Source organism: Neolewinella aquimaris, assembly GCF_014197245.1.
Classification (GTDB): Bacteria; Bacteroidota; Bacteroidia; order Chitinophagales; family Saprospiraceae; genus Neolewinella; species Neolewinella aquimaris.
Genome location: NZ_JACIFF010000001.1, coordinates 141,125 through 163,440, shown reverse-complemented (window position 1 = coordinate 163,440; position 22,316 = coordinate 141,125). Strand labels below are relative to the sequence as shown.

The following is a 22,316-nucleotide window of genomic DNA, read 5'->3' as shown; positions in this document are numbered from 1 at the left end:
TTGGTGTAGGTGATGCCGAAGGCTAATAATAAGCGCCCGGACGGAGGAAATTGCGTACGTAGTCGCTTACCCCGTCTTCCAGAGAAGTGAAAGGTTCGTCGTAGCCGGCCCGTCGCAGTTTGCCGATATCGGCCTCGGTGAAGTACTGATATTTTTCGCGCAGATCGGCGGGGGTATCGATATAGGTAATTCGGGGCTCCCGTTCCATGGCACGAAAGGTGGCCTCCGCCAGATCACGAAACGCACGGGCCCGACCGGTACCCAGGTTGTAGATGCCGTTGTCGTCGGGTTGGGTTTCCATCAGCCAGTGGCAGACGCGGCATACGTCCATGACGTAGATGAAATCACGACTCTGCTGTCCGTCCGCCACGTCGTCGCGGTGACTGCGGAACAATTTCATGCCCTCCGTTGCCTTGACCTGACGGAAGGTGTGCCAGACCACGCTCGCCATCCTTCCCTTGTGGTATTCGTTGGGGCCATAGACGTTGAAAAATTTGAGGCCGTACCAGTGAGGCGGTGCCGTGGGGTAAGTGACGGCCCAGGCATCGAAGTCGTTCTTGCTGCGCCCGTAGGCATTGAGGGGGTCTAGATCGACCGCGGCGGTTTCGTCGGAAAAGCCCCGGTCGCCGTCGCCGTAAGTAGCCGCACTGCTGGCGTAAACCAGCGGAATATTCAGCATTGCGCAGCGCTCCCAGATCTGCTTGGAGTAGTCGAGGTTCAGCTCCCGGAAGAGTACTTCGTCCGTTTCGGTGGTATCGGTGCGCGCGCCGAGGTGGTACACGCCCCGCAGCGGCCACTGCTCCTGGTCCCAGATCGGAAAAAGGGTCGTGCGTTCCACCTTTACGAGGTAGTCCTTTTCCTCCAGGTTGGGGGTTTTATCGGGATAGTGCACGAAGTCGTCAACCAGGATAAGATCCGTGATACCGCGGGCATTCAGATAGCCGACCAATACGCTGCCGATGAACCCATTGGCACCCGTGATCAAATACATAGGGGAGATTTGTGAGGGTAATGTAAGGACTTTGCTCTGGCTATTCTACCCAGTTGGCCCGCTCCTGCGTCCCCGCCCGTGCCTTACCTTGCGAAAAAATCAGGACGATGGCAAAGCACGTAGTAGTAAAGAAGAGCCGCATCACGGTAGACGTAGGCCTCGACGGACAGAATATGCCCGTGGAAATGAAGTGGTCGGCCAGCGACAATCCCAACGGCAACAAACCCCAGGAATGCAAGGCGGTGCTACTGGCCCTCTTCGACGAAAAATCGAAAGAGACCCTTAAGATCGACCTGTGGACCAAGGAAATGCAGGTGCTCGAAATGGACCGGATGTTCTACCAGACCCTGCGCGGCCTCTCCGACACCTACTTTCGGGCCACCCAGAATAAGGAACTCGCCAACCAAATGCAGCAGTTTACCTTCTACTTCGGGCAGGCCACGGGGGCCATTCCGAAGGAGGACGAAGTTTAATTTCCCACACCGGATGAGGCGGGATACTGGTTTAAAGGTGGTGTATTACCTTGGCGGCCAAGAAAACACCCACAGAGATCATGGCAACCTACTTTGACGACATCCCCACCATTCAGTACGAGGGCCCCGAAAGCGATAATCCGCTGGCCTTCAAGTACTACCAGAAAGACAAAGTAGTCGCCGGCAAATCCATGGCCGAGCACTTTAAGTTTGCCATGGCCTGGTGGCACACCCTGCGCAATACCGGCGGCGATCCCTTCGGCCCGGGCACGGCCAACTACCCCTGGCTGGGCGACAGCGACCCGGTACAGGAAGCGAAAAACGCGGCCGACGCCGGGTTCGAGATCCTGGAAAAGTTGGGGCTGGATTACTTCTGCTTTCACGACATCGACCTGCTGGAGGAAGCCGGCGCGGACCTGACTACCTACCGCAAACGGCTGGACGAGGTCTCCGACTACATCAAGGAAAAAATGGACGCCACGGGTAAAAAAGTCCTGTGGGGCACGGCCAACCTGTTCAGCAACCCCCGCTACATGAACGGGGCCAGCACCAATCCGGACTTCAAGGTTGTGGCCTACGCCGGTGCCCAGCTCAAGGGAGCTATCGACACCACGATCAAGCTGAACGGCGAGAACTACGTCTTCTGGGGCGGCCGCGAGGGCTACATGAGCCTGCTCAATACCGACCTGAAGCGTGAGGTCGATCACCTGGCCCGCTTCCTCACCATGGCCCGCGACTACGCCCGCGCCCAGGGCTTCAAGGGGTACTTCTTCATTGAGCCCAAGCCCTTCGAGCCCAGCAAGCACCAGTACGACTTCGACAGCGCCACCGTGGCCGGCTTCCTGCGGCAGTACGACCTCATGGACGACTTCAAGCTTAACATCGAGGTCAACCACGCTACCCTCGCCCAGCACACCTTCGAGCACGAGCTCGCGGTGGCCGCCAGCCAGAACCTGCTCGGCAGCATCGACGCCAACCGGGGCGACTACCAGAACGGTTGGGACACCGATCAATTTCCCAACAGCGTACAGGAACTCACCGAAGCGATGATCATCATCCTCGAGGCCGGTGGCCTTCAGGGTGGCGGCGTCAACTTCGACGCGAAAACCCGCCGCAACTCCACCGACCTGGAAGACATCTTCCACGCCCACATCGGCGGAATGGACGTCTTCGCCCGTGCCCTCATGGCCGCCGACCGCGTACTCACCAAATCGAAGTTCAGCGACATGCGCCGCGAGCGCTATTCCTCCTTCGACCAGGGAGACGGCAAAAAATACGAAGACGGCAGCCTGAGCCTCGAAGACCTCGCAAAAATTGGCCTCGCCGGTGGTGAACCCGGACAGACCAGCGGCCGTCAGGAGCGCTACGAGAACATCATCGCGCAGCACATGTAACCATCGCCCGGCTACCGGGACGGTCAAGCGGTGCGGGTTATAGCATAGTATTTCGGTAGATTTCAGGCTCAGCGCAGCGGCGGTGAGCTAGATCGCCTGCCGAATTCTCACGAGTTTAGTGAGCAGGTCCTCGAGCTGGTCGAGGGGCAGCATGTTCGCGGCATCGCTCTTGGCCTCCGCGGGATTGAAGTGGGTTTCGAGGAACAGTCCTTCTACCCCCACCGCGACGCCTGCTCTGGCGATCGTTTCGATCATGGCCGGCCGACCACCGGTAACGCCACTGCTCTGGTTGGGTTGCTGTAGGCTGTGGGTGCAGTCCAGCACCACCGGCGCGCCGTACGACTGCATCGTATGGATACCCCGGAAGTCGACCACCAGGTCCGTGTAGCCGAAGGTGACGCCGCGCTCCGTCATCCAGACTTGATCGTTGCCGCTGTCGATCACCTTTTGCTGGGCGTGTTGCATGGCGGAGGGACTGAGGAATTGCCCCTTCTTGATGTTCACCACCTTACCGGTCTCGGCTGCCGCGACGAGCAGGGAGGTTTGGCGACAGAGAAACGCCGGAATCTGCAGGATGTCGGCGTATTCGGCGGCCATGGCGGCCTCCTCGTCGGCGTGGATGTCGGTCGTGGTCGGCACCCCGAACCGCTCCCCTACTTTACGCAGGATCTTCAGGGCTTTTTCGTCCCCGATGCCGGAGAAGCTGTCGATCCGGCTGCGATTGGCCTTCCGGTAGCTTCCCTTAAACACGTAAGGGATGTCCAGTTTTGCCGTGATGGCGACGACACGTTCGGCGATGCGCATGGCCATGTCTTCCCCCTCGATGGCGCAGGGGCCGGCGACGAGAAAAAAGTTGGCCTGGTCGGTGATACCTTTCATGGGATTGAATTAACCGGGAGCCTGGGTGAGTTCAATAAATTTTGCCTTGACCGATCCGGCCAATTCACGGGCCCGCTCCTGTGAATTTGCCTCGGCGTAGACCCGCACGATGGGCTCGGTATTGGAGCCCCGCAGGTGGACCCACCCGTCGGGAAAGTCTAGCTTAAGTCCGTCAATATTGGTTTTCTGAACCTCCGGATAGAGTCCTTCCATCACGGACAGGGCGTCGGAGAGGTCTAGGTCCGGGTCGAGTTCGATCTTATCCTTGACCATCTCGTAGTGGGCGTAGGAATCCCGCAGTTCGTTGATGGATTGTCCGCTCGTAGCCAGGTGACTGAGTACCAGGGCCAGACCGATCAGGCTGTCGCGGCCGTAGTGCAGGCGGGGATCGATGATGCCCCCGTTGCCCTCGCCGCCGATCGTGGCATTCACTTCTTTCATCTTCTCCACCACGTTTACCTCACCCACCTTTGAGGCGTGGTATTCCTGGCCGTACTTGGCGGCGATGTCGGCCAGTGCCCGGCTGCTGCTGAGGTTGCTGACTACCGGTCCGGGTTCGTGTCGCAGTACGTAGTCCGCTACGGTAACCAGAGTGTACTCTTCTCCGATCCAGCGCCCGCCAGGTCCGACGAAGGCCAGCCGGTCGACGTCCGGGTCCACGGCGATACCCAGGTCAGCGCCGGACGTTTTCATTCGTTCGGTAAGGCCCGTTAGGTTAGCCGGCAGGGGTTCGGGGTTGTGGGCGAACTGTCCGTCGAGGCTGGCATTCATGACCTGGCAGCGCACGCCGAGTTGTTCGCACAAGGGTGGGATCGAGATGGCCCCGACGCTGTTGACCGCATCGAGTACGACGGAGAATTTTGCCGCCTGAATGGCCGCTACGTCTACCAGGGGGTGAGCGAGCACCGCATTGATATGATCCTGTAGAACTGCTTCATCCTGGGTGAGGCTGCCGAGGTCGTCGACTCCGGCGTAGGTGATGTTGCCCGAATTGACCGAAGCAATCAGGTCCTGGCCGGCGGCGTGGCTGATGAATTCTCCCCGGTGGTTAAGCAGCTTCAGTGCGTTGTATTCTTTGGGATTGTGACTGGCCGAGAGAATGATACCGCCCCCGGCACCCCGAAAGACGACGGCCATTTCTACCGTAGGCGTGGTAGCGAATCCACAGTCGATCACATCTATGCCCATACACTGTAAGGTTGCGGCAGTGAGAGCGGAGACGACCGGACCGGACGGACGACCGTCGCGGCCGATGACCACAAGCCGCCGTGCGCCGCTGCGAATCAGCCAGTCGCCGTACCCGGCTACGCTGCTGACGATGTCTTCGGGAGTGAGATTTTCGCCGGCCTTTCCGCCAATGGTTCCGCGGAAGCCGGAGATAGATTTAATAAGGGGCATAAACTTGGGTTGGTGGGTGTACGGGGGAGGCCACAAAGTAACTACTTAGGCCGGTAACCGGCTACCTTTGAACGATGCAGCATCCCCTGAACGACCGTAAGACCCTCAATGGGTGGGCGCTTTTCGACTGGGCCAACTCGGCCTTCGCGCTCGTCATCACCACCGCCATCTTTCCCCCTTACTTCGAGGAGATGGTCGACGAGCAGTTTACCGTCCTCGGTCTGGCATTCACCAACAGCTCCTGGTTTGCCTACCTCATTACCTTCAGCTACCTCGTCATTGCCCTACTGTCTCCCCTGCTGAGTGGCATTGCCGATGCGGGAGGACGGAGAAAATGGTTTCTGCAACTCTTTACGACCATGGGTGGACTGGGCTGCCTGAGCCTGTTCTTTTTCGACGGGATGTCCACCATGTGGATCGGGAGTCTCGGATTCATTGTCGGCCTGATTGGCTTTGCGGGCGGGCTGGTGTTCTACAACAGCTTTCTGCCGGTGATCGCCACCCCGGATCGTTTCGATCGCCTGAGTGCGCGGGGTTTTGCCATGGGCTACGTCGGGAGCGTCATCCTGCTGATCCTTAACCTCGCAATGGTTCAGAAACCGGAGTGGTTTGGCCTGGCGGATACCGGCACCCTGGCCGTGCGGATGGCCTTCGTAACGGTGGGTATCTGGTGGTTGCTGTTCGCTTATATATCCCTGTCGCGGTTGCCGGACGACGAGCGTCGGCCGGGCAACGGGCTGCTCGACATGGCTGCCATGGGTTGGGCCGAGTTGCGGCAGGTGTGGCAACGAATGAAAGAATACCCCCAGGCCAAGCGGTTTTTGCTGGCCTTCTTTTCCTACTCTGCAGGAGTACAGACGGTGATCTTTCTCGCGAGCATTTTTGCTAAAAAGGAACTGGGCTTCGAAACGGCCGAGCTGATCGTGGTGGTACTCATTCTACAGGTCGTGGCCATCGCCGGGGCATACCTGGCCGCCAAGATCAGCGAGGCGAAGGGAAATAAATTCGCCCTCTACTTCGAGCTGATCATCTGGACGCTGATCTGCGTAGTCGCCTACTTCGTTAACGGTAAGATGCAGTTTTACATCCTGGCCGGTGCGGTAGGCCTGGTTATGGGTGGGGTGCAGTCGCTGAGCCGGTCGACTTACGCCAAGGTGATCCCCGGCGGAGAGGATGGAGAAGCGGCCCCTTCCGACACCACCTCCTGGTTCAGCTTCTACGATGTGCTGGAGAAGGTGGCCATCGTGTTCGGCACCTTCTTGTTCGGTTTTCTGGATGCGCTGACGGGTAGCATGCGGGTCAGCATCCTGATCCTGGCCGTTTTCTTTATTCTGGGTATGGTGTTTCTGTCCCGCTTTCGGGTGGTTACGCCCCCGCTCGATTAAGTATTCACGGCTCCCGCGCTCCGCCGCAAACCTCCCCCCCTCGCGCCGGTTAGGGGAAGCATGAAAGAAGGGATGGAAATTGTGGCGAGTAAGAAAACTGCCCTGCTCCTCGGAGCTTCGGGCCTGGTGGGTCAGCACCTGCTCGATAAACTCTTGGCCCACGCCGCTTACCAAAAAGTAGTAGCGCCGACCCGCCGCAGCCTGCACCGGACCCACAAAAAGCTGGAGAATCCCCTCATCGATTTCAATAACCTGGGCCGCTACCCGGAGCTGTTTCGGTGCCAGGACGTCTTTATCGCCCTGGGTACGACCATCAAAAAAGCCGGGAGTGAGGAGGCCTTCCGGCGGGTCGACCACGATTACATTCTGAATGCCGCGATCCTGGCCCAAAAGAAGGGAGCCAACCAGTGCCTGCTGGTGAGCGCGGCGGCGGCCGACTCGGAAAGCCGCTTTTTCTACAACCGGGTCAAGGGGGAAACCGAGGAGGACATTACCCGACTGGATTTTTGGGCCATCCACATCTTCCGGCCCGGCGTACTGGTGGGAAACCGCGAAGAAGCCCGCATCGGTGAACGCGTGGCGGCGGGAATTACGACGCTGCTGCGTAGCATCTCCCCCGCCCTACTCGGCGACTACAACCCAACGAATGCCGACACCCTCGCGCAGCGCATGATTGAAGCCGCCCAGGCCATCTCGCCGGGGGTTCACTTTCACGGTGCACGGGTGCTGGTATAGGTTGGGGCGTTATTCCTCTTCCTGTTTCTTCAAATCTTTGGGGTACGCGATGCGCAAATGATGGGTACTCTTCAGCACCGAGCGGAATATGCGGCGTACCACCTCTAGCTCGCGGAAGCTCAGGCGACTCATCACCAATTGTCCGTTGGTCAACTTGCCCCGAATGATGGTGTCGATCAGGTCATACAATTCCTCCTCGGTGGGCTGTTTCAGGGACTTGGAGGCGGCCTCCACGCTGTCGGCGAGCATGAGTACCGTCTGCTCCTTGCTGGTGGGCAGGGGGCCGTCGTAACGAAAGTAGGGCTCGTCGATCTCCCGCTCGGGGTGGTCCTTGATGTGATTGCGGTAGAAATACTCCGCCCGGGTGGTGCCGTGGTGGGTACGAATGAAGTCGAGGATCACCTCGGGTAAACCGGCAGATTTGGCCAGTCGGACCCCCTCATTTACGTGGTCGATGATGATCTTGGCACTCTCCAAGTCGCTGATGCGGTCGTGCGGATTGGAGCCGGTCTGGTTTTCGATGAAGTATTCCGGATTTTTCAACTTCCCGATGTCGTGGTAGAGGGCCGCGGTACGCACCAACAGGGAATTGATACCGATCTCGCTGGCGACCCGCTCCGCCAGATTGGCAACGTTCAGGCTGTGCTGCCAGGTACCGGCGGCCTGACGGGCGAGTTTCTCCAGCAACGGCCGGTTCATATCGTTCAGCTCAATGAGCGTGATCGGGGAAATGAGCCCGAAGAATCGCTCCAGCAACGGAATGAGCGGATAGGCCAGCAGCACCAAAAATACGTTCAGGGCCAGCCACATGAGGTCTACGTAGTTGATGGCCATAAATCCGGATCCCTGCACCAGTTGAATGCCGATGTAACCAAAGAGGTAGAAGGCGAAGAGCAAGAGCAGGCTGCTGAAGAAGCGCGACCAGTCGCGGGTGTCGATGTCCATAAAGATGACCACGACCCCGGCCATGATGCTCAGGAAGGTAAAGGAGTACCCCAGCGAGGTCAGAAAACTGGCAATCAGCACCACCGCCACGTGGACGAAAAACGCGAGCCGCTCCGTAAAGAAGATCCGCATCACGATGGGGACGATACAGAAGGGCACGACGTACGCACTCCAACCCGGTGCCAGCTCAACGGAACGCACCAGGACGGCGTAGAGGATCGGCCAGAGGAGAATGAAGATCAGGTTCTTCGGCCGCACGTAAACCAGCGGAAAAAAGGTGCGGAGGTAGAGGAACAACAACAAGATCACCAGCCCAACGAGAATACCGTAGCCGGCGATCACCGAGATGTAGCTGGAGGACCCCTCCAGGTTGCTGTTGTACAGCCGCCGGTAGGAGATCAGTTTTTGGTACACGTTTTCCGAGATGACCTCTCCCTGTCGCACGAGTAGGTCACCCTGGGAGACCAGCCCGTCGAAGGGACTTACGGCTTCGAGCGACTGGGCGCGGAGGCGATTGGTCAGGCTATCGTTGTAGAAGGTGTTATAGTCGAGTTTGTCTTCCAGCAGGGGCTCCAGAAAATCGGGGGCGGCCAGGCGGGTGTAAAGCAGGCTGTCGGCAAGCCACTGCCTCGCCCGTCCCGGTGTTGAGAACACTTGTCCGATGGTTCGGGTATCGACCTCGCTCCCGTCGACGATCTGAATGACGGAAGCCATCCCCGCCCGGGCTTCATCCTCGGTGCGCAAGCGTACGATTCCACGCTGGTAGATCCGGTCGAGTATTTCCAGTCCGTAGAGTCGGTGGGCTTCGGGTTGCCGACGCAGACCGGCGTACGTGCTGCGGGCCTCGGCGCTGTCAAGCGCTTCCTTAAAATCCTCGATGTAAGCAGCCCGCGCCCGACGGGCCACTTCCGGATCGCGGCGGTACACCGGCGTAAGACCGCTGATGACCGCTTGTCGGTCGGCTTCCAGTCGATCCTCCCGCTTGAGAATGGGAATATCGTAGGGCGCGGCCAGATCGGCGTACTGCCAGGTCTGGTTGAGCTCGAACTGGTAGGGGAAGGTGAGATTGTTGGGATAGAGGAGGCTGATGAGGATCACGGCACCTACTCCCAATAGAATGCGGGGCAGCCTCCGCCTCCAGGTACCGCCGTGCGTTGTTCCCTCCATGCCGACAAGTTATTTATTTTCAAGCTTTAAGAGGGAGCGGCGACCGTAAACGGAACAGATGGGGCAGTCCGTCATCCGGTGTCCCCGCGCCGGACAGTATTCCCGACCGAAGAAAATGATCTGCAGGTGGAGTTTGTTCCAGGATTCCCGGGGAAAGGCCCGCTTAAGGTCCGCTTCGGTGCGCACGACGTTCTTTCCCGTCGATAGTGCCCAGCGGTAGGCCAGGCGGTGAATGTGGGTATCCACCGGAAAGGCCGGCACTCCGAAGGCCTGGCTCATGACCACGCTCGCGGTTTTGTGTCCCACTCCGGGTAGTGCTTCGAGTGCGGCCCAGTCCTGCGGTACTACGCCACCGTGCTCCTCGTCGATGATGCGACTTAGCTCCTTGATGGCGGCACTCTTGCTCGGCGACAATCCGCACGGCCGTATGATCTCACGGATTTCCTCAACCGGTAGGGTCTTCATCACCTCAGGTCGGTCGGTCACCGCCCAGAGGGAGGGGGTGACCTGATTGACGCGCACGTCGGTACACTGGGCCGAGAGCAGGACGGCCACCAGCAGGGTGTAGGGATCCGTATGGTCCAGGGGGATGGGTACCGTCGGATACAAGTCATCAAGAATGCGGCTGATGCCGGCGATTTTTTCCGCTTTCGTCAAATCCGTTCGCTTTTAGTCGATCCAACGCTTAAGCAGATCCCCGTAGGCATCGATGCGGCGGTCCCGGAAGAAGGGCCAGATGCGCCGCACATCCGCCGTTCGCTTGCGGTCGATAGTGACTACCTGGGTCACTTCCTCGTCCTGGGGTGCCTGAAACAAGAACTCCCCCTGCGGTCCCGTGATAAAGCTGCTGCCCCAGAACAGGATGCCGTCAGTCACCGAGCTCGGGTCGGGCTCGAACCCGGTCCGGTTCACGGCCACGACGGGCAGTCCGTTTGCTACGGCGTGGCCCCGCTGGGAGATGATCCAGGCGTCGCGCTGACGTCCCCGCTCGGGAGCATCGTCGGCGATCTCGTAACCGATGGCGGTGGGGTAGATCAGTACTTCCGCGCCGGCCAGCGCCATGAGGCGGGCCGCTTCCGGGTACCACTGGTCCCAGCACACAAGCACGCCGAGCTTACCGACACTGGTCGCAATGGGCTGAAAGCCCATATCGCCCGGCGTAAAGTAGAACTTCTCGTAGTAAGCCGGATCGTCCGGGATGTGCATCTTGCGGTACTTCCCCGCTACGGTTCCGTCGCGCTCGATCACCACGGCCGTGTTGTGACACAGCCCGGGAGCGCGGTTTTCGAAGAGGCTGAGCACCAGCACCACACCGAGTTCTTTGGCAATGGCACCGAAAAAATCTGTACTGGGGCCGGGTATCTTTTCAGCTTGCTCGAAGACTTCGGTGGCTTCGGTCTGGCAAAAGTAGAGCCCGGTGTGCAGTTCCTGTAGTACAACGAGCTGGGCACCGTCAGCGTGACACTTACGGATGCCGGCTTCCGACTTTGCTAGGTTGGCGCTGCGGTCTCCGGTGTTGGCCTGCTGGACGATGCCGATGTTCAGGTTAGTCATGGGGTCGGGGTAAGGGTAAGGCGGGATACTACCAATGTCTCAGCTACCGCCATAGTTCGCACCGCGCCTGCGCCCCCGCCGCCGTTTACTCCTGGTCGTAGTCGAACGGGAGGCGTTTGACGTCCTTGACCGTGGAGAGGGTCATCAGGGTTTTGAGGCGCTCGATCTCGTCGATCTGTTGGAGCGTCTTGAAGAGCAGGCGTTCGTAGGTCGGGATGTCTTTGCAGACGATCTTAATCAGAAAGTCCGCTTCGCCGGTGATGATGTAGCATTCCGTAATCTCGTCGATGTTCTGTACCTGCTCGAGAAAATTCTCCCGGGCCTGGTTCTTTCGCCAATCGAGGGAAACCAGTACGAAGGTTTTGACCATAAGCCCGATGGCTTCCGGACTTACCTGGGCGTGGTAGCTCTGGACGACTTCGTTCTGCTCCAACTTTTTGACGCGCTCCAGGGTGGGTGCCGGACTGAGGCCGATGCGCTTGGAGAGATCGAGGTTGGTAATCTTGCTGTTGTCCTGAAGAATCTTGAGGATACTCAGGTCAATCTTGTCGAGTTTGTCGGACATAAGGGAGTAAGGCGATGTTGATGCGGCAAAGATAGCCGCACCAACAATTATTTCACAGTTTCGGTGAAATAAGTATTTTATTCGCCTACAACCGCCCTACGGCCAAATTCCCAGGCTGATGTAATCGTTCGATATCTTGCTGATTGCCAGCGCGAAAGCGGCGGTGCGCAGGTCATTCACCCCTTCCTGATCGCGGTAAATGGCGTAGATGCCCTCGAAGCCGGTGATCATCGTCTCCTCCAATCCGGAGCGTACGAGGTCGATCTCGTCGGCTCCGTGGACGATCATCTGGCGATCCCGCTCGCTGATGCTCTTGCCGGTGGTCTCTTCGATCTGGTTGACGATTCGCTGGTAGTTGCGTTCGTCGAAGCGTTTTTGCAGGCGACCGAAGCGCATGTGGCTCAGGTTCTTCAACCACTCGAAGTAACTTACCGTAACGCCACCGGCATTCAGGTAGATATCGGGTAGGACGATGATGCCCCGCTCGGCCAGAATCGCGGAGCCGTCGGCCGTGACCGGTCCGTTGGCGGCTTCGGCTACGATCTTGGCCTTTACGGCGTGGGCGTTGTCGGCGTCGATCTGGTTCTCCAGCGCGGCCGGCACGAGAATATCACACTCAAACTCCATCACGGCGCGGCGCTCATCCTTACCGAACGACTGGGCGCCCGGGTAGCTCAGGATGCTGCCGTGCTCTCCGCGGTGGCGGATCACGTCGTGGATGTCAAGGCCTTCCGGATTATAAATCGCGCCCTCCACTTCGGAGACGCCGATGATCTTTACGCCCCCTTCGTCCTGGCTAATGGTGGCGGTATGGGAGCCTACGTTACCGAGTCCCTGCACGACCATGGTCTTGCCCTCGATGCCGAGGGTCAGTCCGAGCTTGTTCATCAACTCCTGCTGGTTGCAGGCCTCGCGGATGCCGTAGAACACGCCGCGACCGGTCGCCTCCGAACGTCCACGTACGCCGTTCTGGCTGACGGGCTTGCCGGTTACACAGCCGGCTGCATTGATGTCATCCGGGTGAAACGAGCGGTAGGTATCGTAGATCCAGGCCATTTCCCGGGGTCCGGTGCCGTAGTCGGGCGCGGGCACGTCGATGGCCGGTCCGATGAATTTGCGGCGGATGAGTTCGGTGGTGTAGCGGCGGGTGATCTTTTCCAGGTCGGCCTCGGTGTACTCCCAGGGGTTGATTCGCACGCCGCCCTTGGCACCGCCGAAGGGGACGTCGACGATGGCGCACTTGTACGACATCAGGGTGGCCAGGGCGACCACTTCTTCCTGGTTTACGTGATTCGAGTAACGAATACCCCCCTTGGTGGGGCTGCGGTGGTGGCTGTGCTGGGCGCGGTAGGCCTCGATCACTTTCACTTCGCCGTCGATCTTTACGGGGAAGTAAATTTGGTAGACCGAGTTGCAGACCTTGATCTGCTTTAAAAGTCCATCCGGCAATCCGGTATGGGGAGCGGCGGCGTCAAAATAACGACCGACACTTTCGAGAAAAGTCTTGTCAGGCATGATCCTCAATTTGGTTTTCAATATTGGTTAGGCGTCGGTCCAGTCGCCACAGGTAGTAGGCCAGTCCGAGAAATACGACAACGATAACCGCGACGACAACATACATCTTACCGATACTGCGCAGAAAATCCGGGGCCGGCGCTTCCGCACCCTGGCCGAAGAGCGTTAGGGCGGGGACGCAGGTGCAGAGTAACAGGAAGAAGCGAAGCAAACGCGGCATATCGACGGCTGGTTAGGCTTGGCGAAGGTAACACGCAGCGGGGGAGTTGTCGGGGTGAAGCGCAGGGGAATTTTTTGCCGGCACTATTGGTCCGTTCGGCGACTTGATCGAGCCAAAACCGGCATTGGTCTATTTGGTTTCTCCGGGGCTGTTTCGGGGAGATATATTAGGAGAAACAATTGCCCGATGCGTATCCTATCACTTCCCATCAACGACGATCTGTTAGAGGTTCACAACAGCATGTGGACCGGCGAGGAGAAGATCTACTTCAACGGCCAACTGGCCAGTGCCGGCACCAGTGTGTTCGGCCGCAGTCACTACTTTACGGTCGACACGCCATCCGGAGACGGTATCGACAAATTCAGGGTAGAAATTGGCATGAGCTGGATCGGTGGCGTAACCGTCGACGTGTTCCGCAACGACCGCTGCCTGCTGGCCAGCAGCAAAACCCCCATCACGCGGGTCGACGCACGGCTGCTCGAGGGCAACGATTCCAAACCCTACCACATCAAGCGCGACGGCCAGGAACCCGTGCTCGACGATGAGTTCTTTGTTTAGTTCTCCGGTTCTTTAGTTCTTTGTGCGGTAATCACCGGCCCCGCCACGAAGCGTGACCCAACAAAGAACCCCAGCATGTCACTGAAAGCCATCAGTCCGATCGACGGACGCTACGCCGCCAAAGTCGCTCCCCTCTCCGATTATTTCAGTGAGTACGCGCTGATCCGGTACCGGGTACTGGTAGAAGTACGCTACCTACAGGCACTGCACCGGGCCGGTCTGCCCCAGTTGCAATCGGCCGACGCCGCCTCAATCGCCGCCCTCGACGAAATCATCACCAATTTTAGCGAAGCGGACGCGGAAGAAATCAAGCGTACCGAACGGGTCACCAACCACGACGTAAAGGCCGTGGAATACTTCGTCAAGGAACGGCTACGCGCGGCGGGCCTGGATGACATCGTTGAGTTTACCCACTTCGGCCTGACGAGCCAGGACATCAACAACACCGCCATTCCCCTCAGTCTGAAAGAAGGGTTGGCCCACGTCATCGACCCCGCCCTCGACAACCTGGTTACGAAGTTGGATGCCCTGGTGGAGGAGTGGAAGGACATTCCGATGCTGGCCCGCACCCACGGACAACCGGCCTCCCCCACCCTGCTCGGCAAGGAATTTGCGGTATGGACGGCCCGTTTGCGGGAACAGTTGCGACAACTAAAAGAAGTACCCATGTCGGCCAAATTCGGTGGGGCTACGGGCAACCTCAACGCTCACTACGTCAGCTTTCCCGACCGCGACTGGCACGCTTTCGCCGGAGAATTTGTGGAGGGCACCCTCGGACTTAGCCGCAGTTACCCGACGACCCAGATCGAGCCCTACGACAACCTGGCGTCTCTCTTCCATGCCCTGTCCCGGGTGTGCACCATTCTGATCGACCTGTGCCGGGATGCCTGGACCTACATCAGCATGGAGTACTTCCGGCAGCGGACCATCGCTGGAGAGATCGGCAGTTCCGCCATGCCCCACAAAGTGAATCCCATCGATTTTGAGAATGCGGAGGGCAATCTTGGCATCGCGCGGGCCCTTTTCTCCCACCTTGCGGACAAATTGCCCATCAGCAGATTGCAACGCGACCTGACCGACTCCACCGTACTGCGCAACATCGGTGTCCCCATCGCTCACCTGCTGATCTCCACCCAGGCCATCGAAAAGGGACTAAGCAAACTGCTCCTCAATCCGGACAAGATCGCCGCCGATCTCGAAGCCAACTGGATGGTGACCGCCGAAGCCATTCAGAACATCCTCCGCCGGGAAGGATACCCGAAGCCCTACGAAGCCCTGAAGGAACTGACCCGCGGGCGTACAAACATCGACGAACAGGTGATCCACGAATTTGTCGAGGGGCTGGATGTATCCGATTCGGTAAAGAAGGAGCTGCGGGCGATTCGGCCGGAGAATTACGTGGGGCGGTTCTGATTTGCCGATTGCCATTTGAATAAGAATTCTTGAAAAGTAGAGTTGCTCTCCAAACTGATCAAGCATCGATATTACTATACTCCACTTTTCTTGGAAGTACCTAAATTGATGATAGCATAAATCATTCAATCCGTTAAATGCTTACGTTATAAATGTTTGGGCATTATTAGTACACGCTTGGACCACATCTTTTGACCTTAAACAGTTAGTGCAAATATTTCCTTTTCAAAAGGATTGCTTAACTATTTATGTATGTGGATATAAATTTGCGAACTTGCCGGAACGTAACTGCACGACAGACGACATAGAGGGTATAAGCAAAATCTTTGCTGGAGGTTGGAGTAAAGTATCCAAGCCCTCTAAACAATCCATAGCGTGCGGCACTATAGCGCTCGTGTCTAACACATTGTCGCGTCCAATGCCAACACTGATGAGCTACCATCTTTTTGTAAAGGGATTTCGAAATATGACTACTCATTCCCGGATGTCCGTAAAGTGCAGTAACCGCTTCAATGCGTCGATTTAATGCATCTCTATTAAAAGAAGTACCGCTTCGGTTGTTTCCATGCCACCTCCACACTACAGAGTGAGTATATACTTGCTGTAATGGCAAACGAAGCAATACCCTGCCTAACCAATTAAAGTCCTCGGCAAAGATGCGTTCGCTTGGCTCCAATAGCGCTATGTGCCTAGGAATAGCATAGGGTAATAAATTGTCAGCAATCTGCCAATGTTGGACAAGTGGCGATTTCTTCGCATCGAAAAAAGGGGAGAATACTTTGGCACCAGTCGTTTGAAGTTCTATGATACCAGTTTTGTAAATGGCAGAAGTGTTTCCTGACAGTTGAATTGATTCATTTAAAACCTGCAAATGATTTGGAAGATAATAATCGTCGTCATCGAGCAGACATATATATTCACCTTGCGCTAAATCAATTCCGTGCTGCCGAGCCGGTCCAGGGCCTTTATTATTTTGGTACCGATATTTTATTTTTTCAGAGCAATTAAATCTCCGAACGTAAAACTCTGAAGTAGGATTAGACCCATCGTCGATGACAATCAACTCCCAATCCTCAAACGATTGATCAATAACGCTCTGTATTGCCTCAACGAGATAGTTAGGCCTATTGTAGGTAGTAATGATGACCGAAAACCTAGGCACCTTCATAGAAAAACTTTGTCACATGAGTAAAATACACGAATTTACGTCTAATGTCAGCCTCCGAAGACAAATTTTATCTTCATTACATCGAAGCATTCGACCATACGGAGCTCCTTGACAGGTGGGTTCCAGTAATTGCCGGTATTCCCCGTATTCAAATAATCTGCCACGTAAAGCCGGAATACATCGGTATACTGAAAAAAAGATTTTCGCAAGTTCCCAGTATCACGATCCGCGGTCCCCAACGGGGCACGGGCTGGCGTGACTACATCAGACACACCGAGTTTTCCGGTAACTGTCTGGCACTAGTGGCCACCATCGGCAGAAAACCGCACTGGTACAAATACCTGATCGGCCGGGTGCCATACTTCGTGGTGCTACATAATCTCAATTTCTGCTTCGATCGGGAGGGGACCCGGATCCGGAAAAGTGGCCCGCTGTCCCTGGTTGACCATTCCGTTCATTGGTGGATATGTAGGCATCAACTCAAATTGATGCAGGCTGCCGAAGGGTATGTTTACCCATCGTCCCCCCTGATGGAAACGGGGAGCCGGGAAAAGGCATACCGGAACAAGCAACACATAAAGATTCCTTTTTCCTTTACCCGGGAATTATCCGGTAGCCATTTACCCCACCGGTCGGGTACAATTAAAATAGTCATTCCCGGAGCAGTCACTTCCCGCACCAGGGATTACGGACCGGTAGAGCACGCGATCCGATTTCTTCACGAAAGAGAAATACATACGGTGATCCACCTCGCGGGAAGGGTTAAGGACGAGCGCATCATTCGCCGTCTCCGGCAAGTGGTAAACGAGACACCTACCGTAAGACTCGCATATCACCAAAATGGCGTTTCACCGGAAGACTTCACTGAAATCATGCAGTCCGCGGACGTGCTGTTAGCCCCCCTAAAGAGAACGGTCGCTATCGGTCAGTGCCTCGAGGTGCTGGGAACAACTAAAGTCTCGGGATCGATCTACGATGCCATGCATTTCGGAAAGCCGATTCTGGTACCGCACTGGTATGAATCCGGAGAAGAACCACTGCTTCAGTTTTCCGACGCGGATGACCTGGGAAGAATGTTGGTGAGTTTCGCGCAGTATGGAGTTCCCTTATCCGAAAACAGGCCGGCGGCCTGCACTGAATCCGTGGTACGTGGGCAATGGCTCAGGCTTCTGACTCACAGGACACCGTGATCAGCCGGGCAAAACTGTTTCGTTCGTTTTCACTGCTCCTGCGTTCCCGCCCTAAAAGTCTGGGCTGTTGCCGAAGGGGTCGTCCGGGAGGGACTGGCCGTCGCGGAAGAGGTCTTCGTTGCCGCCGTTGTACGCATTGCAGTCCATTTCAATGCCGAGTTCCCCCGAAGGTTTGATCCAGCCGGCCTCCGTGTTCCAGCCCACCTGTTCGTCTTCCTGAGCGGAGCGCACGAAGCGGCGGAAAAAAGGTTTGGCCATATTCGATCCGGCACCGAGAGCGAGGCTACGGAACCTGATCCAGCGATCGTCGCCGCCCACCCAGGTACCGACGATGAGTTCGGGGGTAAGGCCCATGTACCAACCGTCGGTCTGGTCGTTGGTGGTACCGGTCTTACCACCCACCGGGCCCTTTACCCCACCGAGATTGCCGACCGAAGCGCGGGAGAGCATGTTCACCATCACGTAATTTGCCTGCGGACTGATGGCGGGCCGTTCTTCGGGCAGGTACTCGTAGATGACGCGGCCCGTGCGGTCTTCGATGCGCGTGAGGTACACCGGTCGGGTAAAGACCCCGTTGTTACCGAAGGTGGTGTAGGCTCCCGTCATCTGCTGCACGGTAAGGTCGACCGAGCCCAGGGCAATGGAGGGCGCATCGGGAATCTCCTCCTTGGGAATGCCCATATTGGCCACCATATTACGGATGGGTTCGGTAGAGCCGAGCTCCTTCATCAGATAGGCGGAGATGCTATTTACGGAGTTTTTGAGGCCCTGGTAAAGGGTGTAGTCTTCGTAAGTATATCCGCCGCTGGCGTTGCGGGGCGTCCATTCTTTACCGAGGTGAAAATTGCCGTCCCCGGGTCCGATGGTGACGGGTTGGTCCAGAACCTTCTGGCACGGCGTGATGCCCCGTAGGTCGATGCTGGCCGCGTAAACGAAGGGTTTAAAGGTCGATCCCACCTGCCGTTTGGTGGTGACGTGATCGTACTGGAACCACTTGAAGTCGCTGCCCCCCACCCAGGTGCGTACGTATCCGGTGCTGGGCTCTACCGACATGCTGCCGATCTGGAGAATCATCTTGTGGTAGCGCACGCTATCGAGCGGGGTCATGAGGGTGTCCGTTTCCATCCGCGCATTGTCGTAGGTGAACACCCGCATTTCTACCTCCTTGTCGAATTCGGCCTTCACGGTCTGCTGAAGTTTCGCCCAGGCAGTCTGAAGTTCTTTGAACTCCGGCAGTTTCATCACCTGGCGGTGGCGGGCGGCGAAGTCGTTGGAGATCAGGTTGAGGCGTACCGTTTCGGCAATCACTCCTGGATTTTTGGCTTCTTCCACCATGCGTTCCACTTCCCGGTCGTTGGCGGAGAAGCGAAAATCGAACTTGGCGGTAATCTTACGCAGCACCGGACTGAGGATGCGGTGGCGGTACATCTGGTAGCGATCCGACTGCCGAATAGCATTGGTCAGACTCTCCTGCCGCCGTTCGACCCGGACCTCGGTTTCCGATCCCGGGTTGGTGTAAGTCCACGGGTCCATATTTTTCCAGTGGCGAAAGAACTGTTCCTGCAGTTGTTTCATGTGGACCTTCACCTCCTGTTCGGCGTGACGCTGAAGCAGTGGATCGATCGTGGTGTAGAAGGTGAGTCCGTCGCGGTAAAGGTCGTAAGACTGTCCGCTGGATTTCAGATAGGGTTCCTGCGCTAGGATCTTTTTGGCTTCCTCGGCGAGCACCATGCGGAAGTAGGGTGCCAGTCCGTCGTCGTGCCGCTGCCGGGTAAATTTCACTCCGAGGGGGAGCAGGGAGAGGGAGTCAAAATCAGTTTTCGTAATGCGCTCGTTGCGAACCATTTGCGCGAGTACCTGATTACGACGCTCCTGGGTGCGTTCCGGGAAGCGAAGCGGATTGTACAGCGAAGCGTTCTTCAGCATCCCGATCAGCATGGCGGCCTCCTGCACGTCGAGATCGGCCGGCCGCTTGCCATCGAAGTAATTCTCCGCCGCGGCCCGGATGCCCTGCGCGCCGTTGATGAAGTCGTAACGATTGAGGTACATCGCGATGATCTCTTCCTTCGTGTACTTCCGTTCCAGCCGTACGGCGATGATCCACTCCTTAAATTTCTGAAAGCCCCGCTCAATGATGTTGGAGCTCGCCTGCCCGGTAAAGAGCAACTTAGCCAGCTGCTGGGTGATCGTCGAGCCGCCGCCCGCGCTTTCGTCGCCCATAATGGCCGTCTTGATCACTACCCGGGGAAGCGACCGCCAGTCAATACCGCTGTGGTTGTAGTACCGTTCATCCTCCGTACTCACGAGGGCAGATTCGAGGTGAGGCCCCAGATCCTTAAAGTCGACCATCACCCGATTTTCCACGAAGTAGCGTCCAAGGACCGTCCCGTCGCTCGCCAGAACGGGGCTCGCCTCATTGTTCTTCGGGTTCTCCAACTCGGTCACCGACGGTAAATCCGTAAAACTCAGTCCGGTAAACAACAGCACCGTGCCAATCGGTATAGCCAGTACGCAGAGCCAGAACACGATCAGTGCCGTTCGTTGCCATCCGGAAGTGCCGCCGAGGAGGAAGTGGGTCATGGAAGGGGGGGGGTTAGTACGGTAGTTCTTTAGTACGGTAGTACAGTAGTTTTGTAGTAGGAGGTAAATTAACGAATGCTAGGTAATCTGCAGTACTATAGTACTACCCGACTACGGTACTAAAAGACTACCGTACTACATTACTAATCCAGTTTCAACACATCCAAAAAGGCCTTCTGGGGCACCTCCACCTTACCAAATTGGCGCATCTTACGCTTGCCGGCTTTTTGTTTTTCAAGCAGTTTGCGTTTGCGGGAGATGTCTCCGCCGTAGCACTTCGCAGTGACGTCCTTGCGCATGGCGGAGAGGGTCTCGCGGGCGATCACTTTAGCGCCGATGGCGGCCTGGATGGCGATCATGAACTGCTGACGGGGCAGGAGCTCGCGGAGCTTTTTGCACATGCCGCGGCCGACGTACTCTGCTTTGGAGCGGTGGACGAGGGCGGAAAGGGCATCGACGTTTTCTCCGTTGAGCTTGATGTCCATGCGGACCAGGTCGGTCTCCTGATAGTTCTTGGGCTGGTAGTCGAAGCTGGCGTAGCCGCGGGAGATGGACTTGAGGCGGTCGTAAAAGTCGAAGACGATCTCGGCGAGGGGCAGAATGAAATGAAGCTCCACGCGCTCCGGGCTGAGGTAGGTTTGCTTGGTCAGGGTACCCCGCTTGTCGATGCAGAGCGTCATGATGGCCCCGATATACTCGGTGGTCGTGATGATCTGGGCGGTGATCATGGGCTCTTCGACCTTCGAGCGGTGGTTGACGTCGGGCAGCTCGGCGGGATTGCGAATCTCAGTTACGTTGCCCTTGGTGTCGGTCACTTTGTAGGTAACGTTGGGGACGGTGGTGATGACGTCCATATTAAACTCCCGGAAGAGTCGCTCCTGTACGATCTCGAGGTGCAGCATGCCGAGGAAGCCACAGCGGAACCCGTAGCCGAGGGCGGCCGAAGTTTCGGGCTCGAAGACCAGGCTGGCGTCGTTGAGTTGCAGCTTTTCGAGGCTGTCGCGGAGGGGCTCGAAATCATCGTTATCGAGGGGGAAGATGCCCGCGAACACCATCGGTTTCACCTCCTCGAAGCCGGATAAGCGCTCACCAGGCCGATTGTCGAGGGTGACCGTGTCGCCTACCTTGATTTCGGAGGAGGTCTTCAGGCCGGTGACGATGTAGCCCACATTACCGCAGCTGATCTTGGGCTGTGGCTTCGGCGTGATCTCCATCGCGCCGACTTCATTGGCCTCGTAGACCGACTCGGTGGCGATAAAGCGCAGGTTGTCGTGCTTCTTCAGCTCGCCGTTCATGACGCGCACGTAGGCGATCACGCCGCGGAAGGGGTTAAAGACCGAATCGAAAATGAGGGCCTGCAACGGTGCTGCGGGGTCGCCCTTGGGGGCAGGCACGCGCTCGACGACGGCCTTCATGATCTCGGGTACGCCAATGCCGGTTTTGCCCGAAGCGAGAATGATGTCCTCCCGCTCGCAGCCCGTGAGGTCGATCATCTGGTCGGCCATCTCCTCGATCATGGCGGTTTCCATATCCACCTTGTTCAGGACGGGAATGATCTCCAGGTCGTGCTCGAGGGCCAGAAAGAGATTGGAAATCGTCTGTGCCTGAATTCCCTGAGTGGCATCCACCAGCAGCAGGGCACCCTCGCAGGCGGCGATCGACCGGGAGACTTCGTAGCTAAAGTCGACGTGGCCCGGCGTATCGATCATGTTGAAGGTATACATCTCCCCGTCGGTGTGGGGATAGTGCATCTGGATGGCGTGGCTCTTGATAGTGATCCCACGCTCGCGCTCCAGGTCCATATCGTCGAGCTGCTGGTCCATCTTCTCCCGTTCGTTGACGGACTGGGTGAAGTCGAGCAGGCGGTCGGACAGGGTCGACTTACCGTGATCGATGTGGGCAATCACGCAAAAATTACGAATGTTCTTCAAGGCAGGGCAGAGTTACGGGGTACAAGACGCAAAGATAGCTAACGCCGGCGCGCCGTCCGTGGTTTTTGGCGGGGACGCGGGAGCGACGTTTCCCTTGCCAAAAGCAATAAAGACTGGTTAAAATCCTTAACCAGGTGATCTCTAGTCGTGCTGGTGGGTTCCCCCAGTGTATACAAGAACGACCGACATGCGATTATTCTCATTTTTTCCCGATCTCTCCAGGCTTCTTGACTTGCTCGACGACATTATCACGGG

Annotated in this window: 19 protein-coding genes; 7 read left to right on the top strand and 12 right to left on the bottom strand. The window is 57.3% G+C overall.

What is annotated here, in order from left to right; all coding sequences use genetic code 11:
- Nucleotides 1-22: 22 nt before the first annotated feature.
- Nucleotides 23-991 carry an ADP-glyceromanno-heptose 6-epimerase gene (gene rfaD / locus GGR28_RS00715; protein ID WP_183493801.1) on the bottom strand — a complete coding sequence of 323 codons (969 nt, stop codon included), beginning with the start codon at nucleotides 989-991 and terminating at the stop codon, nucleotides 23-25.
- A gap of 107 nt (nucleotides 992-1,098) precedes the next feature.
- Between rfaD and GGR28_RS00710 the strand changes: the two genes are divergently transcribed.
- Nucleotides 1,099-1,464, top strand: coding sequence for a gliding motility protein GldC (locus tag GGR28_RS00710; RefSeq protein WP_183493800.1), 366 nt, complete (start codon nucleotides 1,099-1,101; stop codon nucleotides 1,462-1,464).
- A gap of 80 nt (nucleotides 1,465-1,544) precedes the next feature.
- Nucleotides 1,545-2,858, top strand: coding sequence for a xylose isomerase (xylA, locus tag GGR28_RS00705; RefSeq protein ID WP_183493799.1), 1,314 nt, complete (start codon nucleotides 1,545-1,547; stop codon nucleotides 2,856-2,858).
- A gap of 87 nt (nucleotides 2,859-2,945) precedes the next feature.
- On the opposite strand, the gene kdsA is transcribed toward xylA, so the two are convergent.
- Complete coding sequence (gene kdsA, locus GGR28_RS00700) at nucleotides 2,946-3,737, bottom strand: 3-deoxy-8-phosphooctulonate synthase (protein ID WP_183493798.1); 792 nt, start codon at nucleotides 3,735-3,737, stop codon at nucleotides 2,946-2,948.
- A 9-nt stretch (nucleotides 3,738-3,746) separates the two neighbouring features.
- On the bottom strand, nucleotides 3,747-5,135 hold the full coding sequence (gene glmM, locus GGR28_RS00695) for a phosphoglucosamine mutase (RefSeq protein ID WP_183493797.1): 1,389 nt from the start codon (nucleotides 5,133-5,135) through the stop codon (nucleotides 3,747-3,749).
- A 74-nt stretch (nucleotides 5,136-5,209) separates the two neighbouring features.
- Here glmM and GGR28_RS00690 point away from each other — a divergent pair, with 74 nt between their 5' ends.
- Together GGR28_RS00690 and GGR28_RS00685 are read left to right on the top strand one after the other, a co-directional pair.
- Nucleotides 5,210-6,520, top strand: coding sequence for an MFS transporter (locus GGR28_RS00690; RefSeq protein ID WP_183493796.1), 1,311 nt, complete (start codon nucleotides 5,210-5,212; stop codon nucleotides 6,518-6,520).
- Between the two features lie 81 nt (nucleotides 6,521-6,601).
- Nucleotides 6,602-7,255, top strand: a complete 654-nt coding sequence (locus GGR28_RS00685) for an NAD-dependent epimerase/dehydratase family protein (protein ID WP_183493795.1) — start codon at nucleotides 6,602-6,604, stop codon at nucleotides 7,253-7,255.
- A 9-nt stretch (nucleotides 7,256-7,264) separates the two neighbouring features.
- Here GGR28_RS00685 and GGR28_RS00680 read toward each other — a convergent pair whose 3' ends face one another.
- The 6 genes from GGR28_RS00680 to GGR28_RS00655 all read right to left on the bottom strand — a co-directional run bounded on the left by GGR28_RS00680 (nucleotide 7,265) and on the right by GGR28_RS00655 (nucleotide 13,221).
- On the bottom strand, nucleotides 7,265-9,367 hold the full coding sequence (locus GGR28_RS00680) for an HD family phosphohydrolase (RefSeq protein WP_183493794.1): 2,103 nt from the start codon (nucleotides 9,365-9,367) through the stop codon (nucleotides 7,265-7,267).
- A 9-nt stretch (nucleotides 9,368-9,376) separates the two neighbouring features.
- Entirely contained in the window at nucleotides 9,377-10,024 is a 648-nt protein-coding gene (locus GGR28_RS00675; protein ID WP_183493793.1) for an endonuclease III domain-containing protein, read from the bottom strand.
- Nucleotides 10,025-10,036: 12 nt separating this feature from the next.
- On the bottom strand, nucleotides 10,037-10,912 hold the full coding sequence (locus GGR28_RS00670; protein ID WP_183494512.1) for a carbon-nitrogen hydrolase: 876 nt from the start codon (nucleotides 10,910-10,912) through the stop codon (nucleotides 10,037-10,039).
- Nucleotides 10,913-11,006: 94 nt separating this feature from the next.
- On the bottom strand, nucleotides 11,007-11,486 hold the full coding sequence (locus GGR28_RS00665; protein ID WP_183493792.1) for an Lrp/AsnC family transcriptional regulator: 480 nt from the start codon (nucleotides 11,484-11,486) through the stop codon (nucleotides 11,007-11,009).
- 96 nt (nucleotides 11,487-11,582) lie between these two features.
- Nucleotides 11,583-13,001 carry a Glu/Leu/Phe/Val family dehydrogenase gene (locus GGR28_RS00660; protein WP_183493791.1) on the bottom strand — a complete coding sequence of 473 codons (1,419 nt, stop codon included), beginning with the start codon at nucleotides 12,999-13,001 and terminating at the stop codon, nucleotides 11,583-11,585.
- Nucleotides 12,994-13,221 carry a CcmD family protein gene (locus GGR28_RS00655; RefSeq protein WP_183493790.1) on the bottom strand — a complete coding sequence of 76 codons (228 nt, stop codon included), beginning with the start codon at nucleotides 13,219-13,221 and terminating at the stop codon, nucleotides 12,994-12,996. The genes GGR28_RS00660 and GGR28_RS00655 overlap by 8 nt, the downstream gene beginning before the upstream one ends.
- Nucleotides 13,222-13,407: 186 nt before the next feature.
- Between GGR28_RS00655 and GGR28_RS00650 the strand changes: the two genes are divergently transcribed.
- Both GGR28_RS00650 and purB read left to right on the top strand, forming a co-directional pair.
- Nucleotides 13,408-13,779 carry a hypothetical protein gene (locus GGR28_RS00650; RefSeq protein ID WP_183493789.1) on the top strand — a complete coding sequence of 124 codons (372 nt, stop codon included), beginning with the start codon at nucleotides 13,408-13,410 and terminating at the stop codon, nucleotides 13,777-13,779.
- A 75-nt stretch (nucleotides 13,780-13,854) separates the two neighbouring features.
- Entirely contained in the window at nucleotides 13,855-15,192 is a 1,338-nt protein-coding gene (purB, locus tag GGR28_RS00645) for an adenylosuccinate lyase (RefSeq protein WP_183493788.1), read from the top strand.
- 238 nt (nucleotides 15,193-15,430) lie between these two features.
- Here purB and GGR28_RS00640 read toward each other — a convergent pair whose 3' ends face one another.
- Complete coding sequence (locus tag GGR28_RS00640; RefSeq protein WP_183493787.1) at nucleotides 15,431-16,360, bottom strand: glycosyltransferase; 930 nt, start codon at nucleotides 16,358-16,360, stop codon at nucleotides 15,431-15,433.
- A gap of 44 nt (nucleotides 16,361-16,404) precedes the next feature.
- Between GGR28_RS00640 and GGR28_RS00635 the strand changes: the two genes are divergently transcribed.
- Nucleotides 16,405-17,550, top strand: coding sequence for a hypothetical protein (locus GGR28_RS00635; protein WP_183493786.1), 1,146 nt, complete (start codon nucleotides 16,405-16,407; stop codon nucleotides 17,548-17,550).
- 51 nt (nucleotides 17,551-17,601) lie between these two features.
- Here GGR28_RS00635 and GGR28_RS00630 read toward each other — a convergent pair whose 3' ends face one another.
- Both GGR28_RS00630 and lepA read right to left on the bottom strand, forming a co-directional pair.
- Nucleotides 17,602-20,130 (bottom strand): transglycosylase domain-containing protein, encoded by a 2,529-nt coding sequence (locus GGR28_RS00630; protein ID WP_183493785.1) that lies wholly within the window; start codon nucleotides 20,128-20,130, stop codon nucleotides 17,602-17,604.
- Between the two features lie 143 nt (nucleotides 20,131-20,273).
- Complete coding sequence (gene lepA / locus GGR28_RS00625) at nucleotides 20,274-22,061, bottom strand: translation elongation factor 4 (RefSeq protein WP_183493784.1); 1,788 nt, start codon at nucleotides 22,059-22,061, stop codon at nucleotides 20,274-20,276.
- Nucleotides 22,062-22,316 lie beyond the last annotated feature (255 nt).

Excerpts from the sequence above, each read along its gene's own strand:
- purB (WP_183493788.1), top strand. The coding sequence starts at position 13,855 with ATGTCACTGAAAGCCATCAGTCCGATCGACGGACGCTACGCCGCCAAA.
- xylA (WP_183493799.1), top strand. The coding sequence starts at position 1,545 with ATGGCAACCTACTTTGACGACATCCCCACCATTCAGTACGAGGGCCCC.
- glmM (WP_183493797.1), bottom strand. The coding sequence starts at position 5,135 with ATGCCCCTTATTAAATCTATCTCCGGCTTCCGCGGAACCATTGGCGGA.
- GGR28_RS00660 (WP_183493791.1), bottom strand. The coding sequence starts at position 13,001 with ATGCCTGACAAGACTTTTCTCGAAAGTGTCGGTCGTTATTTTGACGCC.
- rfaD (WP_183493801.1), bottom strand. The coding sequence starts at position 991 with ATGTATTTGATCACGGGTGCCAATGGGTTCATCGGCAGCGTATTGGTC.
- kdsA (WP_183493798.1), bottom strand. The coding sequence starts at position 3,737 with ATGAAAGGTATCACCGACCAGGCCAACTTTTTTCTCGTCGCCGGCCCC.
- GGR28_RS00640 (WP_183493787.1), bottom strand. The coding sequence starts at position 16,360 with ATGAAGGTGCCTAGGTTTTCGGTCATCATTACTACCTACAATAGGCCT.
- GGR28_RS00710 (WP_183493800.1), top strand. The coding sequence starts at position 1,099 with ATGGCAAAGCACGTAGTAGTAAAGAAGAGCCGCATCACGGTAGACGTA.
- GGR28_RS00680 (WP_183493794.1), bottom strand. The coding sequence starts at position 9,367 with ATGGAGGGAACAACGCACGGCGGTACCTGGAGGCGGAGGCTGCCCCGC.
- GGR28_RS00655 (WP_183493790.1), bottom strand. The coding sequence starts at position 13,221 with ATGCCGCGTTTGCTTCGCTTCTTCCTGTTACTCTGCACCTGCGTCCCC.
- GGR28_RS00650 (WP_183493789.1), top strand. The coding sequence starts at position 13,408 with ATGCGTATCCTATCACTTCCCATCAACGACGATCTGTTAGAGGTTCAC.
- GGR28_RS00690 (WP_183493796.1), top strand. The coding sequence starts at position 5,210 with ATGCAGCATCCCCTGAACGACCGTAAGACCCTCAATGGGTGGGCGCTT.
- GGR28_RS00635 (WP_183493786.1), top strand. The coding sequence starts at position 16,405 with ATGTCAGCCTCCGAAGACAAATTTTATCTTCATTACATCGAAGCATTC.
- GGR28_RS00665 (WP_183493792.1), bottom strand. The coding sequence starts at position 11,486 with ATGTCCGACAAACTCGACAAGATTGACCTGAGTATCCTCAAGATTCTT.
- GGR28_RS00630 (WP_183493785.1), bottom strand. The coding sequence starts at position 20,130 with ATGACCCACTTCCTCCTCGGCGGCACTTCCGGATGGCAACGAACGGCA.